The 16938-nt window shown below is 68.4% G+C and carries 16 protein-coding genes; 4 read left to right on the forward strand and 12 right to left on the reverse strand.

Annotation, left to right across the window (positions count from 1 at the left end):
* Window positions 1-44 precede the first annotated feature (44 nt).
* On the forward strand, window positions 45-1628 hold the full coding sequence (locus GOY17_RS09110; RefSeq protein ID WP_198173879.1) for a sensor histidine kinase: 1584 nt from the start codon (window positions 45-47) through the stop codon (window positions 1626-1628).
* 17 nt (window positions 1629-1645) lie between these two features.
* On the opposite strand, the gene GOY17_RS09115 is transcribed toward GOY17_RS09110, so the two are convergent.
* Window positions 1646-2404 carry a TspO-related membrane protein gene (locus tag GOY17_RS09115; RefSeq protein ID WP_157030138.1) on the reverse strand — a complete coding sequence of 253 codons (759 nt, stop codon included), beginning with the start codon at window positions 2402-2404 and terminating at the stop codon, window positions 1646-1648.
* A 358-nt stretch (window positions 2405-2762) separates the two neighbouring features.
* Here GOY17_RS09115 and GOY17_RS09120 point away from each other — a divergent pair, with 358 nt between their 5' ends.
* Window positions 2763-4283, forward strand: coding sequence for a PAS domain-containing protein (locus GOY17_RS09120; RefSeq protein ID WP_198173880.1), 1521 nt, complete (start codon window positions 2763-2765; stop codon window positions 4281-4283).
* Window positions 4284-4307: 24 nt separating this feature from the next.
* Here the strand turns inward: GOY17_RS09120 and GOY17_RS09125 are convergent, their stop codons facing one another.
* The 5 genes from GOY17_RS09125 to GOY17_RS09145 all read right to left on the reverse strand — a co-directional run bounded on the left by GOY17_RS09125 (window position 4308) and on the right by GOY17_RS09145 (window position 9689).
* Entirely contained in the window at window positions 4308-5477 is a 1170-nt protein-coding gene (locus GOY17_RS09125) for a zinc-dependent alcohol dehydrogenase (protein ID WP_157030140.1), read from the reverse strand.
* 9 nt (window positions 5478-5486) lie between these two features.
* Complete coding sequence (locus GOY17_RS09130; protein ID WP_198173881.1) at window positions 5487-5996, reverse strand: SRPBCC family protein; 510 nt, start codon at window positions 5994-5996, stop codon at window positions 5487-5489.
* A 234-nt stretch (window positions 5997-6230) separates the two neighbouring features.
* Window positions 6231-7256: an HlyD family secretion protein gene (locus GOY17_RS09135; RefSeq protein WP_198173882.1), complete on the reverse strand. Its 1026-nt coding sequence runs from the start codon at window positions 7254-7256 to the stop codon at window positions 6231-6233.
* Window positions 7253-8827 (reverse strand): MFS transporter, encoded by a 1575-nt coding sequence (locus GOY17_RS09140; RefSeq protein ID WP_198173883.1) that lies wholly within the window; start codon window positions 8825-8827, stop codon window positions 7253-7255. Before GOY17_RS09140 ends, GOY17_RS09135 begins: the two co-directional genes overlap by 4 nt.
* Window positions 8828-8879: 52 nt before the next feature.
* Complete coding sequence (locus GOY17_RS09145; protein WP_157030144.1) at window positions 8880-9689, reverse strand: SDR family NAD(P)-dependent oxidoreductase; 810 nt, start codon at window positions 9687-9689, stop codon at window positions 8880-8882.
* Between the two features lie 112 nt (window positions 9690-9801).
* On the opposite strand from GOY17_RS09145, the gene GOY17_RS09150 reads away from it, so the two are divergent.
* On the forward strand, window positions 9802-10743 hold the full coding sequence (locus GOY17_RS09150; RefSeq protein ID WP_157030145.1) for a GlxA family transcriptional regulator: 942 nt from the start codon (window positions 9802-9804) through the stop codon (window positions 10741-10743).
* Here GOY17_RS09150 and GOY17_RS09155 read toward each other — a convergent pair.
* The 4 genes from GOY17_RS09155 to GOY17_RS09170 form a co-directional block, all read right to left on the reverse strand.
* Complete coding sequence (locus GOY17_RS09155) at window positions 10740-11519, reverse strand: HvfC family RiPP maturation protein (protein WP_232338571.1); 780 nt, start codon at window positions 11517-11519, stop codon at window positions 10740-10742. The two genes, GOY17_RS09150 and GOY17_RS09155, sit on opposite strands and share 4 nt — an antisense overlap.
* The gene (locus GOY17_RS09160; protein ID WP_157030146.1) at window positions 11509-12369 is read right to left on the reverse strand and encodes an HvfB family MNIO-type RiPP peptide maturase; all 861 of its coding nucleotides are present in this window, start codon (window positions 12367-12369) and stop codon (window positions 11509-11511) included. Before GOY17_RS09160 ends, GOY17_RS09155 begins: the two co-directional genes overlap by 11 nt.
* An 81-nt stretch (window positions 12370-12450) precedes the next feature.
* Complete coding sequence (locus tag GOY17_RS18920; protein ID WP_157030147.1) at window positions 12451-12990, reverse strand: HvfA family oxazolone/thioamide-modified RiPP metallophore; 540 nt, start codon at window positions 12988-12990, stop codon at window positions 12451-12453.
* An 85-nt stretch (window positions 12991-13075) separates the two neighbouring features.
* A complete protein-coding gene (locus tag GOY17_RS09170; RefSeq protein ID WP_157030148.1) occupies window positions 13076-13753 on the reverse strand; it encodes an HvfX family Cu-binding RiPP maturation protein in 678 nt (225 codons plus the stop codon).
* A 281-nt stretch (window positions 13754-14034) separates the two neighbouring features.
* On the opposite strand from GOY17_RS09170, the gene GOY17_RS09175 reads away from it, so the two are divergent.
* On the forward strand, window positions 14035-15795 hold the full coding sequence (locus GOY17_RS09175; protein WP_157030149.1) for an esterase/lipase family protein: 1761 nt from the start codon (window positions 14035-14037) through the stop codon (window positions 15793-15795).
* Between the two features lie 126 nt (window positions 15796-15921).
* Here GOY17_RS09175 and GOY17_RS09180 read toward each other — a convergent pair whose 3' ends face one another.
* A complete protein-coding gene (locus tag GOY17_RS09180) occupies window positions 15922-16263 on the reverse strand; it encodes a hypothetical protein (RefSeq protein ID WP_157030150.1) in 342 nt (113 codons plus the stop codon).
* Window positions 16264-16282: 19 nt separating this feature from the next.
* Window positions 16283-16756, reverse strand: a complete 474-nt coding sequence (locus tag GOY17_RS09185) for an Hsp20/alpha crystallin family protein (protein WP_157030151.1) — start codon at window positions 16754-16756, stop codon at window positions 16283-16285.
* Window positions 16757-16938 lie beyond the last annotated feature (182 nt).

The following is a 16938-nucleotide window of genomic DNA, read 5'->3' on the forward strand; positions in this document are numbered from 1 at the left end:
CGAGGGTACTCCACCGACGGACAAGGCAGCTGCAGGAGATGGTCATGAACACGCGACGCGCGACCGGCCATCCGCTCGCCGTCGCCGGCATCGTGACGGTGTCGGTGGCGTGCTCGCAGTGGGCGTCGATGCTGCTCTGGATGCCGAACCCGCGCAGCCACATGGTGTGGTTCCCGGGCGCGGTCCTGCTCGGCGCGCTGCTGTTGCAGCCACGCCGGCACTGGTGGGCGTGCCTGCTCGGTACGGCCATCGGCGAGGCGGCGGCGTTCGGCGTGCTCGGCGTTCCGCCGCTCGCGGTCACGGTCGCGATGCTGGGGTCGCTCGTGCTCACGCCGGCGGCGGCCATCGCGCTGGAATCGCTGCGCAGCCGGCTGCAATCGCCGCTGGAGGACTTCCGCCTGCTCACCGCCTTCGTCGTGCTGGGCGGGCTCGCGCTGCCGATGCTCAGCGCCGCGTGGATCGCCTTTTCCATCCGCGGCACCGTACTGGAGCCGTACCTGTCCGACTGGCCGAACGTCACGCTCGCGCAGAGCCTGGGCAACCTGATGCTCGTACCGGCCGTCGTGTGGACGGCGATGCGCCGGCGCAACGCGGTACCGCTGGACACCAGCGGCACCAGCATCGCCGTCGGCGCGGGACTGCTGGTGATCCTGTGCGTGCTGTGGACGTGGCACCTGCCGATGCAGCGACTGCAGCCGGCGCTGGTGGTCGCGCCGGTGCCGTTCCTGATCTGGGCGATGGTGAGCTTCCGCGCGGTCGGCGCCTCGCTGGCGATGCTCGCCGTCGGCCTGCTCGCGATGCATTTCAGCGTCGCCGGCGTGGGGCCCTTCATTCGCGACGACCTGGCCACCACTACCATCGCCGTGCAGCTGTGGACCGTGTCGCTGACCGTCGCGCTGCTGTACATGACCGTGGTCGTCGAGCAGCGCGCCACGCGCACGCAGGCGCTGCAGCACGCGCACCAGCGCCTGCAGTCGATGACGGTGCAGCTGATGCGCGCCCAGGAGGACGAACGCAGCCGCATCGCGCGCGACCTGCACGACGGCATCAACCAGTCCATCGCGTCCATCGCGATCCGCCTGAGCATCGCCCGCCAGCACGCGCAGGGGGCCGAACGCGAGCTGCTCGGCGAACTGCAGGCGGCGGTGACGGACGTGTCCGAAGACGTGCGTCGTCTCTCGCACGAGCTGCACCCCAGCCTGCTGCGCTACACCGGCCTGACGATGGCGCTGCGTTCGCTCTGCGAAGCGCAGCCGGCTGCGCTGCGCGTGCATGCGGAACTCGACGAGCTGCCCGAGCTTCCGCTCGATGTCTCCACCGCGCTGTACCGCATCGCGCAGGAATCGCTGCGGAATGTCGAGAAGCACGCCCGCGCCAGCGAGGTCACCGTGCGCCTGCAGCGCATGGGCGCCGACATCCAGCTGGAAATCGGCGACGACGGCATCGGCCTGGACGATCAACCGCACGATGTCCCGCGCGGACTGGGCCTGCTCAGCATGCGCGAGCGGGCGCGCGAGATCGGCGGCGAGTTGCGCCTGGTCAGCGGCCTGCAGGGTGGAACGCGCGTCATCGCCCGCGTCGCCGGCGTCGCTTCGCAGGCGAACCAGCGCGACGACGAGTGGCGCTAGCGGGCCGCGCTGCATCGTCACGCCTTCACGCCCAGCGGCGGCACGTCGCGCGTCCACCGGAGCCACGTGCATTGGACGAGCAGGACCAGGGCGAGCAGGAGGGCCGCGATCGCCGTGATGCGCGCGCCGTCCAGCGGACTGGCGGACTGCTCCACGTACAGCGCGACCAGCCCCCACACCGCCGCCGCCACGTACGGAATGTTGCCGCGCATCGCCAGGTTGGCCAGCAACAGCAGCGCCGCGGCGCCGCCCAATAGCGCGAGGCTCCACGGCAACTGCACGGCCGTGGAAAGCCAACCATGCGCGACGATCAGCTGCGCGGTGTTAAGGAACGCCGCGAGCGAAAGCCAGCCCGCGTGGAGCGACAACGGCAACCATGCGAATACCGCCTGGCCCGGCCACGCGCGGCGCACCTGCGAGAGCGCGATCGCGCAGTACAGCAGGCACGCGAGCGCGGCGACGATGATGGCCCATGCCGCCACGAACCAGCCCATCGAGAACACCGGCATCCACGCGGCCGTCAACACGAACCCGGCCGTCGCGAAGGGCGCGATCCGTTCGCGCCGCGGGCGCCGGTCGCGGGTCAATTGCCAGCCGCCGTAGGCGATGTCGAGCAGGAAGATCAGGCCCCAGATCCCGAACGCGTAGCCGGCCGCGGCCAGGAGGGTGGGGTAACGGTCCGACACGGTGCCCGTATCGGGCCCGAACGCACCGCGCATCGTGAGGAATGCGACGACCGGCATCGACAACGCAGCCAACAGGGCGAGGTATCGCATCTCCGTGCTCCGATCGGGAACGCGACGATGGAACCGCATCGGCGAGCTCGCGCGCCTGCGTCGCAGCACTGGGCGGACGCCAGTAGAACTACGCAGCCGCACCTGCCGTACCTTCGCTGGCGCCGGGCTTCGGCAGCGCCGACCCTGCAGACGGCACCACTCACGACCGTGGTGTCCGGCCCCATCCCTGCGCGGGCCGGCTGCCGCGCCGGGCGCTCTTCCTCGACCCGGCGTGGCGGCATTCCCTCCGACGCATCATCGCGCGGCCTTCACCTGCCGTCCTGACACTGCGCCGCTCAGGGAGGCAGCCGCTCCACACGCACGAGTCATGATGGAATCCGTCACTTCGGATCGGGGATTGCTCACCCAGATCGTCGAGCAAAGCCGCATCGGCATCATCGTTACCTCCGTGGGCGACGACCAGCGGATTCTGTACGCGAACCAGGCGTTCCTGGACCTCACCGGCTATGCGCTGGACGAAGTCGTCGGCCGCAACTGCCGCTTCCTGCAGGGCGCCAACACGGCGCCGGACGCGATCGCCGAACTGCGCGAGGCGATCCGCGAAGGCAGGACGGCGGTCATCGAACTGGTCAATTACCGCAAGGACGGCTCCGAGTTCTGGAACCTGCTGCACGTCCATGCGATCAGCGGCGCGGACGGGCAGCCGCAATACCTGCTGGGCTACCAGCGCGACGTGACGCAGCGCCGCACCCTCGAACAGGGTCTGCAACAGGTGAGGCGGCTGGAGGCGCTCGGCGTGCTCACCGGCGGCATCGCGCACGAGTTCAACAACATGCTCCAGGTCATGACCACGACGCTGGACATGATCGAGTACCACGGCGCCGGCCTCGCCGGGCGCATGGCGACGCCGATCGACAACGGACGCGCCGCGATCGCCCGCGTCGAAGCGCTCACCCGCCAGTTGCAGACGTTCGCGAAAGGCAAGCCGGGCGCCACGGCCACCGCGCAGGTGAACGAGGTCGTCGAATCGCTGCGGGAGATCCTGACCAATGCGTTGGGCGAGGAGGTCCAGGTCGAGTTCGACCTGTCGGCGACGGTAGGCAGCTGCTGCATCGATCGCGTGCTCGCCGAAACCTGCCTGGTCAACATCGCGATCAATGCGAAGGAAGCGATGGAAGGGCGCGCCGATCGCAGGCTGCTGGTCCGGACGGGCCGCCGCGACGTGGGGACGAATCAGGCGCAGGTGCACCGGATCGAGCCGGGCGCGTACTTCTCCATCGAGCTGGCCGATACCGGGCGCGGCATGGACGCCGCCACGCTGGAACGCGCACTCGATCCGTTCTTCAGCACGAAGGGATCGCGCGGCGTCGGGCTGGGACTTTCCACCGCGTATGGATTCGCGCGTCAGTCCGGCGGAACGCTGACGATCGAAAGCGAACCGGACAAGGGAACACGCGTGACGCTGCTGCTTCCAGCCGTGCATGCCGAGACCGGAAGCGCGCGCGAAGCCGGGGCGGTGGAGGACGCGCGCCGTCCGTTGCGTCTGCTGATGGTGGACGACCGCGAGGACCTCGTCTTCATCGTGCGCGACATGCTGCGCAACGAGGGCCTGGACGTGACGACCGCCAGCGACGCCAGGCAGGCGCTGGCGAGACTGGAGGACGAAGGTCCGTTCGACGTCATGCTGAGCGATGTCGTCATGCCGGGCGAAATGGATGGCATCGCGCTCGCGCGACACGCGCGCGAGCATTACCCCTACACGCGCATCCTGCTGATGAGCGGTTTCACCGGCCGCGAACTGGCGCCGGAAGCCGCAGAGTTCGACCTGATCGCCAAACCCTTCCGCTTCCCGGAACTGATTTCACGCATCCGCAAGGCGCTTGCGGCGGACTCGCGCACGCGACTGTCCTCCGCCTGAGCGCGCACTGAAGCTTCCTGCCAGTCACGGAACGAACGCCGCGCGCACGCAGCCGTCTTCCTTCTTCTTGAACATCTCGTAGCCGCGAACGGATTCCTCCAGCGGCATGCGGTGCGTCATCAGGAAGCGCGTGGACAGCTCGCCGTTGGCCGCCAACTCAAGCAGGCGCGGCACGTACCGCTGGCCGTGCTGCTGCGCCGTTCGCACGGTGAGTCCCTTGTTCATGATCACGCCGACCGGGAACTTGTCCATCAGGCCGTACACGCCGAGGATCGACAGCACGCCGCCCTTGCGGCAGGCGTGGATCGCCTCGCGCAGCGCCTGGCCGCGATCGCTGACCAGATGCAGCGCCTGCTTCGCGCGATCCATCGCATGCAGCAGGCCCTCGCCATGCGCTTCCATCCCGACCGCGTCGATGCACGCATCCGGGCCACGACCGCCGGTCATCTCGCGCAGCGTATCGGGAACACTGTCCACCGCGCTGTAATCGATGATTTCCGAACCCACGATGTCGCGCGCCATCGCCAGGCGTTCGGGCAGGCGATCGATGCCGATCACGCGCCCGGCGCCGAGGACGCGCGCGCTCTGCTGCGCCATCAGGCCCACGCCGCCACAACCCCAGACGGCCACCGTGTCGCCGGGCGAGATGTCGCAGAAGTCCGCGCCCATGAAGCCGGTCGGGCCCGCATCGGACAGGAACAGCGCGTCGTCGTCGCTCACCTGTTCGGGCACCTCGAAGCAGCCGATGTCCGCGTGCGGCACGCGGATGAACGTCGCGTGCGAACCCGCATAGCCGCCGAAGGCGTGCGTGTAGCCGTAGATGCCCGCCGTCGCCTGGCCGAGCAGCGGCTCCTGCATCGCCCAGTGCGGGTTGGTGTTGTCGCAGAGCGAGAACTGCTTGCGATCGCAGAACCAGCAACTGCCGCACGAAATGAACGAGGGCACGACGACGCGCTGGCCGCGCTTCACGCGTCGCACCTCGGGACCGACCTCGACCACTTCGCCCATGAACTCGTGGCCGATGATGTCGCCTTCCCGCATCGTGGGCAGGTAGCCGTCGATGAAGTGCAGGTCCGAGCCGCAGGTCGTGGTGAGCCTCACCTTGAGGATCGCGTCACGCGGATTCACCAGCACCGGATCCGGCACCGTTTCCACCCGCAGGTCGTTGACTCCGTTCCAGCACAGTGCGCGCATGGCGTTGCCTCAGGGGTTGTCGTCGTTGTCGCGGGCCGAAGGGTTGCGCTCCAGCGTCGGGAATTCACCGGTTTCGAGCAGTGCCTTGAAGCGATGCAGCACCGTGCTCACGAGCAGCTCGGGCGCCGAGCCCAGCCATTTCGCCAGCGTTTCGGCCACCACGCCACCGGGCAGCGAGTAGCCAACGCGAAGGCTCGCCTGCGTGCCCCAATCCGCAGGTCCCGGCGTCACGATCAGTTCGCTCTCCACGCGCAGGTCGCGGTCGCCTTCGCTCAGGTAGCGGACGCTGCGGCCTTCGTTCCACTCGACCTGTCGCGAACGCACGTCGACATGCCGATCGCCGTGCGTGCGTACGGACCACACCATCTGCTGGCGATCGCCCGACACCAGCGTGGCGCGATCGTGCAGCACGGCGCGCTGGACTTCCGGATCACTCCAGCGCTCCAGCAACTGTTCGGGTGTTGCGCGGATGGTGAGCGAACGCTGCACCCATGAGTCCGCCGTCGAAGATGTCTCCACTGACTGCTCCTTGCTGCAAACGCGAACTTTCGTGCGGTTCGAGCGGATGCTAGGTAGCCGGAAGTGAAGGCGAAGTCTGTCGCGTGAACAACGGTTGCCGTCGCTTGCGCGCACTTTACAAGCTGCGTTCGCTTGCATTCGCGTCGTCATCAACGTGCACGAAACCAACGTACGTGAAGCGACTTTTGGGGATGCGCTTGCAGCGCGAATGCACGGCGCAGTCGCGGCGTGTCGTCAGCGCACGCGCACCGTTGCAGACATGCCGGGGCGCAGGCGTTCGATATCCGCGCCGTCATCGACGAGCGACACACGCACGGGCACGCGCTGCGCGATGCGGGTGAAGTTGCCGGTGGCGTTGTCGGGCGGCAACAACGCGAACTGCGCACCACTGGCGGGCGACAGGCTGTCGATGCGGCCGTGGAAGGTCTCGCCCGGGATCGCGTCGACGACGACATCGACGTCCTCGCCTGGCTGCATGCCGTCGAGCTGCGTTTCCTTGAAGTTCGCGACGACCCACACGTCGGACGCGACCAGCGCGATCAGCGGCGTGCCCGAACGCACGTACTGGCCGACGCGCGCGATGCGCTCGCTCACGCGACCGTCGACCGGCGCGCGAACCGATGTGCTCTCGACGTCGAGATCGGCGAGCATCACCGCCGCTTCGGCCGCGCGGATGTCGGCCTGCAGCTGCGGGCGCTGGCTTTCGAGCACGCCGATGCGTTCGCGTGCGGCGCCGAGGGCGGCGCGCATTTCCGCCACGCGCGTGGCGGCCACCTGCGCGCCAGACACGAGCTGGTCCAGCTGCGAGACGGCGATCAGCTGGTCCTTCGCCAGTGCGCGACCACGATTGGAATCGCGATCGCTGCGAGCCGCCTCGGCGGACGCCTCGCTCACCGACGCCTGCGCCTGTTCGATCGCGGCGAGCTGGAGACGAAGCTGTGCGTCGAGGTTTCCGATCGCCGCCTGCCGCGCGGACAGCACGGCGCGCGCCTGCGCCGCACGCGCGCGGTAGTCGCGATCGTCGATCTGGAACAGCAGGTCGCCGGCCTTCACCGACTGGTTGTCCTTCACGATCACGCGTGCGATGTGGCCGGACACCTTGGGACTGATCTGCGTGATGTCGCCGCGCACGAAGGCGTTGTCGGTGTAATGGCGATCCCACGACTGGACGAGGCTGCCGGGCCGCATCACGGCGGCCGCGGTAGCGGTGGCGGCGACGGCCACGAGCAGGCCGATGACGGTGGCGGTTCGGGATTTCATGGGGTTTCTCCCGCAAGCGAGGGACGGATGACGGCCGGCCGCATGAAAGCGACCAGGCACAGGGACACCAGCAGCACGGCGCCGATCACGAGGAAGGCGTCGTCGATGGACAGCAGCCACGCTTCCCGGCGAACGACGGACGCGAGTTGCGCGATCGCGCGGGCGACGTTCGCATCCTGTTCGCCCCATCGTGCGTCGAGCGCACCGGCGAGCGAGGAAAGGCGATCCGAGGACGCGGAGCCGAGCCAGCTCACCTGTTCGACCAGCACGCTGGAATGGAACTTCTCGCGCTCGGTGACGAAGTGCGACATCAACCCCGTGCCGAGCGTCGTGCCTCCCAGCGTGGTCGCGTTGAACGCGACGGTGGCGGTCGGGCCGTCCGCGGGCCCGAGCGTGCTCGCGCCGGACAGCAGCGTGGGGACGAGGAACATCATCTGCCCGACGCCCACCAGCATCAGGCTCGCGCGCAGTTGTTCGGCCGCGGCAAGGTTGGTCGAGGACGCGGCGAGCAGCGTGCCGATGGCGCACAGCAGCAGTCCGCCGAGCGCCACGCGTCTGCCGTCCGTGCGCGCGAGCAGCTGCCACACCAGCGGAAACACGGCGAGCTGCGGCAGCACGCACCACCACAGTGCCTGCGCCGTTTGCTCGGGCCGATAGCCCTGCGTCACCGCAAGCAGGAGCGGGATCAGGTACACGGTGACCGCGAAGCTCGCGCGGAAGACGAGATTGAGCAGGATCGGCAGCCCGAAGTCGCGTCCGGCCAGCAGCTTCGTGTCCAGGATGCGCGGCGTGGCGTAGCGGTTGAGCACGGCGAATCCAACCCAGGCGCCGATGCTCACGCTCGTCGCGATGGCGATGACGTCGTCCTCCAGCCAGAAGCGGCGCGTCCCCCGGCTCAGTACGAGCACCAGCGAGGCCAACGCGATCCCGAGCAACGTCACGGCCGGCCAGTGCGTCTTCAGTGCGTCGCGGTTCACCGGCGCGACCGGCATCCACGCGAGCCCCGTGCACAGCAACGCAGCCGCGAGCACGGCCTGCAGCAGGAACAGCGCACGCCAGCCGAACGACGCTTCGACGAACGCTGACACGATCGGGCCGGCGTTGGCCGGCAACAGCAGCGCGGCGGCGAGCAGCGCGAGACCGCCCATTGCGCGCGGACCCTTCCACAACGCGAACACCGCGACGAACGCGATAGGACCGAACGAGCCGCCCGCAACGCCCTGCAATGCGCGCGCGACGATCATCATCGGCAACGACGTCGCGGCGAACGCCATCCACGCGGTTGCCGCGAACACCGCCGCGGCATTGACGAAATAGCGGCGCAGACCGAAGGTGCGCAGCAGGATCGGCGAAAGCACGATGCCGACGAAGCTCGTCATCGTGTAGATCGTCGCGATCCACGAGGCCTCGTCGGCTGACGCGCCGAGGCTGCCCTGGATGTCGGCGAGGTTCGTGGCCGTGAACTGGTTCGCGAGGTTGACGAAGAACGCGCCGGCCAGCGCCGTCGGTACCGCGCGGCCGATCGTCGGCATCGGGTGCGAAGGCGGGGCGGCAGCGACGGAGGCGTTCATTGCGGTGCTTCCGCGGAAGCCGACGCGCTCGGGCGTCGGCGTCCGCCATCGGTCAGGCGGCCTGCGCCGTCCTGTAACGCGACGCAGGCGAAGTGCGCGACAGGCCCGGCCGCAGCGCGGTACGCGCGCTTTCGAACGCATTCCACTGAGCGATGTCCGGCAGCGCCGGGATCGTCACCAGTTCGCCCATCGCCAGGCCGGCCAGTGCGGCGTCGACCATGTCGTCGGCGGACATGACGATCTCCTGCGGCAGGTGTTCGATCGGCGTTCCCGCAGCGGCCCAGAATCCGGTCGCGGTCGCGCCCGGCAGAACGGCCTGCACGCGCACGCCCTTGTCGGCCAGTTCGTGATGCAGCGACTGCGACAACGCGAGCACGAACGCCTTGCTTCCGCCGTACACGCCGTTGAGCAGTTCCGGCTGCAGCGCGACGATGGACGCGATGTTGACGATCGTGCCCGTGCCGCGTGCGACGAATGCAGGGGCGGCGGCGTAGGCCAGGCGCATCGGGACGCTCACGTTGAGCGAGATCATGCGGTCCATGTCGGCGACATCGGACTGGAGCAGTGGGGCCGTGGCGCCCACGCCCGCATTGTTGACCAGCAGGGTGATGCTGGCGTCGGTCCGCAGCACGGATTCGACGCGCGCGAGGTCGTCGGGACGGGTGAGGTCGGCGACGAGCGTTTCGACCGAGCGCCCGGTGCGCGTGGTCAGGTCCTGCGCGAGCGAGCGCAGCGCGTCGCCGCGACGCGCGACGAGGATCAGGTCGTGGCCGGCGCGCGCGAGGCGTTCGGCATAGATCGCGCCAATGCCGGACGACGCGCCGGTAATGAGGGCGGTGCCTTGGTGAATGGGGGTGTTCATGGCGGTTTCCGTTGGACCGGCGGCTGCCGGGCGAATGGAAATGTAGGCCGCCTTGCCCATGGCTCAAATGTCGTATATACCTCGTTTCATGCCATGCCCCGTCGAGGCCGCCATGCTCACCATCGGATTCGTCACGCCGCCGGGTTTCCAGATCATGGGCCTTGCGGCGGCATCGGCATTCGAACTCGCCAACACGACGGCGGGCGAAGCGCTGTACGACATCCGCATCCTGTCCGAGAAGGGCGGACCGGTCGTCAATTCGCTCGGGATACCGCTGGAAACGCGCGTGCTCGCGCGCGCGAAGGTCGACACGTTGATCGTGACCGGCCTGCTGCATCCGGTCGCGTCCAGTCCCGACCTCATCCGGCAGATCCGGAAGGCCGGCAAGTCCGTGCGCCGCATCGCGTCGGTCTGCACGGGTGCCTTCATCCTGGGCGAAGCGGGGCTGCTCGACGGCAGGCGCGTCACCACGCACTGGTTTCATGCGCGCGACCTGCAGGCGCGATTCCCCGACGCGGTCGTCGAGGACGATCGCATCTTCATCATCGATGGCGCGCTGTGGACGTCGGCCGGCATGAGCGCCGGCATCGACCTGGCGCTAGGCATGATCGAAAAGGACTTCGGCGTGGCACTCGCGCGCGCGGTGGCGCAGAAGCTGGTCGTCTATCACCGGCGCGGTGGCGGGCAGTCGCAGCATTCGGCGCTGCTCGAACTGGACGCGAAGAGCGACCGCGTGCAGAGCGCGCTGGACTACGCACGCAGCCATCTGAAGTCGGCGCTGTCGGTGGAGGAACTCGCCGACGCCGCGCACCTGAGCCCGCGGCAGTTCAGCCGCGCCTTCCGTGCGGAGACCGGCCAGTCGCCGGCCAAGGCAGTCGAACACCTGCGCGTCGAAGCGGCGCGCGTGATGATCGAGCAGGGCCGGCATTCGATGGGCGAGGTCGCGGTGGAAACGGGTTTCGCCGACATCGAACGCATGCGGCGCGCCTTCCTGCGTGCGTTCGGCCAACCGCCGCAGGTGCTTCGCCGCAATGCGCGGCGGGCAGCGGCCTAGGGCGCGTTGCCGCTGCCGTTCGTCCGGTCGATACGGGTTCCAGGCACGACGCCGCGCTCGCGAAGGTCGCGCAACATGCGCAGGCCATCCGCCTCCAGCGCGGCCGGCTCGACGCCGACACGCGAGGCCAGCGCCGTCAGATGCGCGCGCCCGGTCCATGCGTGGTCTGACAACGATTCGAGCAGGCTGTACGCCAGCGGCGAGATGTGCGTGAATTGCACCTGGTGCTCCGCATCGCGATGCACGAGCAATGTCGTCGGCGTATCCGGCGCGGCGTCGGGACGATGCTGCGGACCGATGTCGGCGACCGGCCAGCGATAGATCAGCGGAACCGCGAGCGGCGACAGCACGGGCACGCCATCGAGCAGATCGCCGTCCGGATCGTGCTTGGGCAACGGCGCATCGCTCACGAACAACGCCTGTTCCACCCATTCGTAGTGCGCCAGTTCCGGCAGCCACGGCGGGATCGCGTCATCATCCGCCCGGCCATTGAGATACGCGACGAACTCGCCGGCGATCTGCGTGAACAACGGCGTGCGGCTGCGATGGCCCGCGTAGAAGGCACGCACAAGTTGCAGCCAGGCCGACGTCCCCAGCGTTTCCCGGATGACCGGGAAGCCGCCCGCCAGCAGGCCTTCGATCGAGTGGAAGAAGAGCTCGCGATACACCTTCAGGCGACGATCCTGCACGCCCGGCGGCGGCCGGTTGCCTTCGGGATCGCGGATATGGCGCGCCAGCGCGAATTGCTGCTCGCGTAGCGTGGTCTCAGGCAGCACGGGTTTGCTCCAGCAGACGCTGGCGGTCGAGATGCGCCAGCTGCATCGTCCGGATGCGGTTGGTTTCGAGCAACAGCTCGTGCAGCGGCGGGAAGTTGAAGTCGCGTTCCAGCAGCGTCGGCCGCACGCCGAACCGGCGATACGCGGCGTCGAGCAACGTCCATACGTCGTCCTTCACCGGTGCGCCGTGCGTGTCGACCTTCAGGTCGATGTCTTCGTCGTAATGGCCGGCGACGTGGTACTGCGCGACGCGTTCGGCCGGCAGGCGCGCGAGGAAATCCGCCGCGTCGTAGCCATGGTTGATCGCGTTGACGTACAGGTTGTTGACGTCGAGCAGCAGGTCGCAATCGGCTTCGGCCAGCACGGCGTTGATGAAATCGATCTCCGTCAGCGCCTGGTAGGGCGCGGCGTAATAGCTGACGTTCTCCACCGCGATGCGCCGCTCCAGCACGTCCTGCACTTGGCGAATGCGCGCCGCGACGTGCGCGACGGCTTCGTCGGTGAACGGAATCGGCATGAGGTCGTACAGCTGACCGTCGTCGGTGGTGTAGCTCAGGTGCTCGCTGTACATCACGACGCCCAGGCGCTGGTTGAGTTCGCGCGTGCGACGCAGCAGCTCCATGTCCAGCGGCGCGACGCCGCCGAGCGACAACGACAGACCGTGCGCGCTGATCGGGAATCGCGTCGCGAGTTGGCCCAGCTGCTCGCCGAACCTGCCGCCCACGCCGATCCAGTTGTCGGGCGCGAGTTCGAGGAAATCCACGGCGCCATCGTCCATCGCCAGCAGTTCCGGCATGAGGCCGCGACGCAGCCCGAGGCCGGCGGAAGTTTGCGATTCGAGGGTGCGCATGGTCGTTTTCCGAACGTAGAAGGCGCTCCCCCGCGGGGAGGGGACGAGGGAGCGCCGGGCGTCACACGACGTGTCGTGCGATCACTTGCCGAAGTGCGAGAACAGGCCGGCCGGCATCGGCTTGCCGTTAGCCTCGTAGGTGGCCTTGAGGAAGTCGTAGGCTTCCTTTTCCGAGACCTTGCCGTCGCCGGACACATCGAGCTTCGCGAAGTCCGCGGCGCGCGTCGGCGCCACGGCGACGAACTCGGCCTTCGACACGAAGCCGTCGTCGTCGCTGTCGGTCCTGGCGAACGAGGCGTCGCCGCACTTGCCTTCACCGCACTTGCCTTCGGCGGTCTTCGATGCGGTGGTGGCCTTGGCCGGCTTGGCGCCATCAGCGCCGCACTTGCCTTCACCGCACTTGCCCTCGGCGGCCTTCGACGCGGTGGTGGCCTTGGCCGGCTTGGCACCATTGGCGCCGCACTTGCCCTCACCGCACTTGCCTTCGCCCGTGGCCTTGCTGGCGGCGAGCATGTAGCCCTGGCTGAGCGGTTCGATGGCGAACGCGGACGCACTGAGGGACAGGCCGGCGAGGGCGAGGCCCAGCAGGCCGACGGTGTTGCGGGTGTTGGAGGTGGACATTGCGAATACTCCGTGGAGATACACGGCGTGTGCCGTGAGGGATGGAGCGCCGCACAGGCGGCGCGAGGAAATGGAGGTGTGCGGATCAGGCGTTGACGAGTTCGCGTCCGGAGTCGCCGCGAGCGCGGTTCCAGGCGAGCAGTCCCGCGCCGACGAGGGCCAGCGCGCCACCGGCGACCGGCAACAGGAGCGACACCGCTGCGCCGATGCCGAGCAGGACGGCGCCCCAGGCGGTGGCGTCGGCGCTCGTCGTCGAGGCCGGCGAACTCCACCAGGCGATCAGCCGGTCCACACTCAGGCGGCCACCGCCGTTGAGCATCAGCGGAACGAGCATCACCAGGTAGATCAGCGGCAGCTTGTAGTTGCCGAAGCCGTCGTTAGTGATCGCGTAGCCCTGCAGCAGCTCGCCGACGTTCGACCAGTCGGACGGCCAGTGCACGGCGTAGGTCGCCACGACGGTCAGCACGAACAGCGCGGCCGCGACGTAACGCGTGCCCAGTCCGAGCAGCAGCGCGACGCCGCCGGCCAGTTCCAGCCACATGGCGGCATTCCAGTTGACGTTCGCGCTGAACAGCGAGAACGGGAGCGGAAACTTGTCCCCGAGGTCGGCGAACCAGTTGGCGCCGTGCAGCTTTTCCAGGCCGGCCTCGAAGAACTCCCAGGCCAGCAGCACGCGCAGGCCCAGCGGCGAAAGCCATTGCCCGACGCCATCCACGCGGGAGAAGAAGGGCGGGGCGGCACGGCGGGAGAGGGAGGTGGACATCGTCGTTCCTGCAAGGGAAGGCCATCGGCGTTGGTGCGCATTTCAGCCACGCCCGGTATCGGGCTTGTGTCGCGCGCGCCGACGCCCCGACGCAAAACGTGTCGTCGGGCAGGGCGGATACGTTTCGATACAAACCCGTCGGGAGTCGTCGGGGGTCCGGCGGATGCCGACGCGGTGTACGGCGGGGATCGACCACACCCTTCCGCCCCCAGGGACCTCCGATAGACTTCCCCTGCGGCTCCAAAACCAACCACGACGCTGGTCCGGCGAGGCGAACACACATGAGTCCACGCTCGCGCATTGCGTTGATGCGGCTTGCCATCGTGGTGCTCGCGCTGGCGCCGGTGGCGTGCCGATCGCTGGGGGAATCGCCCGGCAAGTCCCCGCAGCTTCAGCCGGCGACGGTGGAAGCTCACGAAGACGCCGCGCGCGCATGGGCGAATTCCGCCCGCCGCGCGTCCACGCCGGCAGCCGCCGGACGAGCGTGGTTGCTCTGCGCCGCACACGCGTACGACGCCTTGAAGGGCGGGGCTGCGTCGTCGAACGACATGGCCAGCCTCGCAACAAGATGCACCGACGACTTCCTGGTCTACGCGCTTACGCAGAACCGGTCGTGGAGCGAAGGACCGCTGCGAGTGGCGGGCACGGAGCTGAGCGTCGAGTTCCGCCAGCTCTCGCCGTACCTGGTGCCGCCGCTCGACGTGACGCTGGCGCGCCAGGTGTCGATGGAGGTGTATCGCGGAAAGCGCTACAGCACGGACGGCTTCGGCGTGCCCTTGGCGCTACTCGGCAAGCGCTGCGAGGACGCCCCGGTGTGCTCGCTGCTGCCGCCGGAAGGCGTGTTCCGGGGAGCGACCGCGTGGGTCGAGACGGATGCGCACGGCCGCCCGGTCCTGGTCCTTTCCGATCCGCTACGAACGCCGCAGGTGACGATCGGCGCGTCGCACTATTTACTCGCCAGCGACACCTCCGCCGCGTGGGCGCGGGGCGCGCAAACCTCGAAATTGCATCGTCTCGGGGTCTGGGGTCTGTTCGGCGGGCGTGAAGTCGGACGGCGCGCGGGCGTCTTCCTGCTCGAGGATTACGATCCGGACAAGAAACCGCTTGTCATGATCCACGGGCTGGGCAGCAGCCCGCTGATGTGGGCGGGGCTGTCGAACGAGATATGGGGCGACGCGGCGCTGCGTTCGCGCTACCAGGTGTGGCATGTCGTCTACCAGACGAACGCGCCGCTGCTCGTGAACCGGCTGCGCGTGCAGGGATATCTCGACGCGGCCTGGAAGGCGCTGGATCCGGAGGGCGACGACTTCGCGCGGTCGAACATGGTGCTGGTCGGCCACAGCCTCGGCGGCGTGGTCGCGCGCATGCTCTGCTCGGACAGCGGCGACGTGCTCTGGAACGCGGCCTTCGTGACCGATGCAGGCCGGATGCAGGCTGCGCCGTCGGACCTGGCGATCGTGGACGCGACTTTCCACTTCACGGCGTATCCCGGCGTCGGCCGGGCGATCTTCCTGGCGGCGCCCCATCGCGGAAGTCCTGCGGCGACGCGCTGGTTCGGCCGCGTGGCCCGTGTGCTCGTTGGTCGGCGCGCGCCTGAAATCCAGTCGCTGCGACGCGTCGCGCAGGCCAATCCCGAGGCGGTCCAGCCCGTACTGCTGGATCGATACCTGCGCGGCTGGGTCAACAGCATCTCGACGTTGCAGAGCGCGCAACCGGTGCGCGCCGCGGGCGAGCGCCTGATGCCGCGGGAAGGAATCACCTATCACACGATCGCCGGCGCGTTGCCGCGTTACGACTTCGAATCCGATGGCGTCGTGCCCGTCGCGAGCACGCTGCTCGACGGCGCGCAGTCGACGCTGGTGGTGCGTTACGGCCACGACCTGGAAGAAAGCCCCGAGGCGCTCGCCGAGATTTCCCGCATCCTGCACGAAGACGTTGCGTGTGGTCCGGGCTGGCAGTGGGAACTTGAGCGCAGCAGGGCCGCATGCGAAGCCGGTGCGCCCGGCAGGTCGGCTGCAAAGGGCAGGCCAGAATCACGATGAACAGGTGGCCTGTATCCCGAGTCCGTGGCCGGCGGGCGCACAAGGGACGTGGCCCTGACGGGCCGGCCGCGGCAAGGTCAAACAAGGGGCGGAGGATCGTTCCTCCGCCCCTCATGCGTCCTTCGACTACGCAGGCCCGGTCGAGCCTTTCATTCCTCCGGCCGTCGCAACGGGGACCACGCTGCCGTCGGACACCGCAATCCGTGCGGCGTCGAGCCTGGGCAACGTGAGGTCGACCAGCTCGGCGGTCCAGTCCTCCGCACGAATCCGGCAGAGTTCGTCGAGATAGGCGCTGTCGCGCTCGCGTACCGAAATCGGTCCGGCTTCAGCGTCCGCCAGAATGTTCCGCCACGCGGCCAGCAGCGCGGTCGGATCCGGATGCGTGGCAGCCAGCGCACGCAGCGCCAATCCCTGGACGTGTACCTGCGCCTGCAGGCTGCACATGGCTTCTTCGGTGCTTCTGTCCATGCGCGTGCTCCGGCCGGGCTCAGGAGTTGAGGACGGCCCCGACCTGGATGCGCCGGGGCGTCGATTCGGGACGCTTGGGGATGCTGATGGTCAGCACGCCGTTGTGCCCCGATGCCGTGATGCCATCCGGATCGGCGCTGTCGGGCAGCGCGAAGCGGCGGTGGAAGAGGCCGTGTCGTCGCTCGATGCGTGAGTACCGTTCGGTTTCGTGCACCTTCTCCTCGCGGCGTTCGCCCTTGATCGTCAGCAGGCCCTTGTCCATCTGCACCTCGATGTCCTGCGGATCGACGCCGGGGATGTCGGCGTAGAGCAGGAAGCGATCGGCTTCTTCCTTGATGTCCACGCGCGGCACCCACTGGCTGGTGACGACCGACGACTCGTCGGCGGTGTTCTGGAACAGGCTCCCCTCGAAGAGGCGGTCGAAGATCTGCTTGACCGGATCCTTCATCGATCCCTGCGCGGGCCACTGGGGATTGCGAACCATCTCGTTCATGGCTGGGTCTCCAATTGGCAAGGGACGGTCATTCCGTCCGGCGATGGGAGTAGGTTCGCGCCGATGGTTTTCAAGGCCCGCGAACGACGGGCATGCGCGCGTTGAAAATCGGTTTAGCAACGTGGAGGCGGCGTCGAACTCCGGCGGTATCCGTGGCAGGCGAGGGGAGCGTTCGCTCGCCA

It is taken from the genome of Lysobacter soli, from assembly GCF_009755585.1.
Taxonomy (GTDB): Bacteria; Pseudomonadota; Gammaproteobacteria; order Xanthomonadales; family Xanthomonadaceae; genus Lysobacter_J; species Lysobacter_J soli.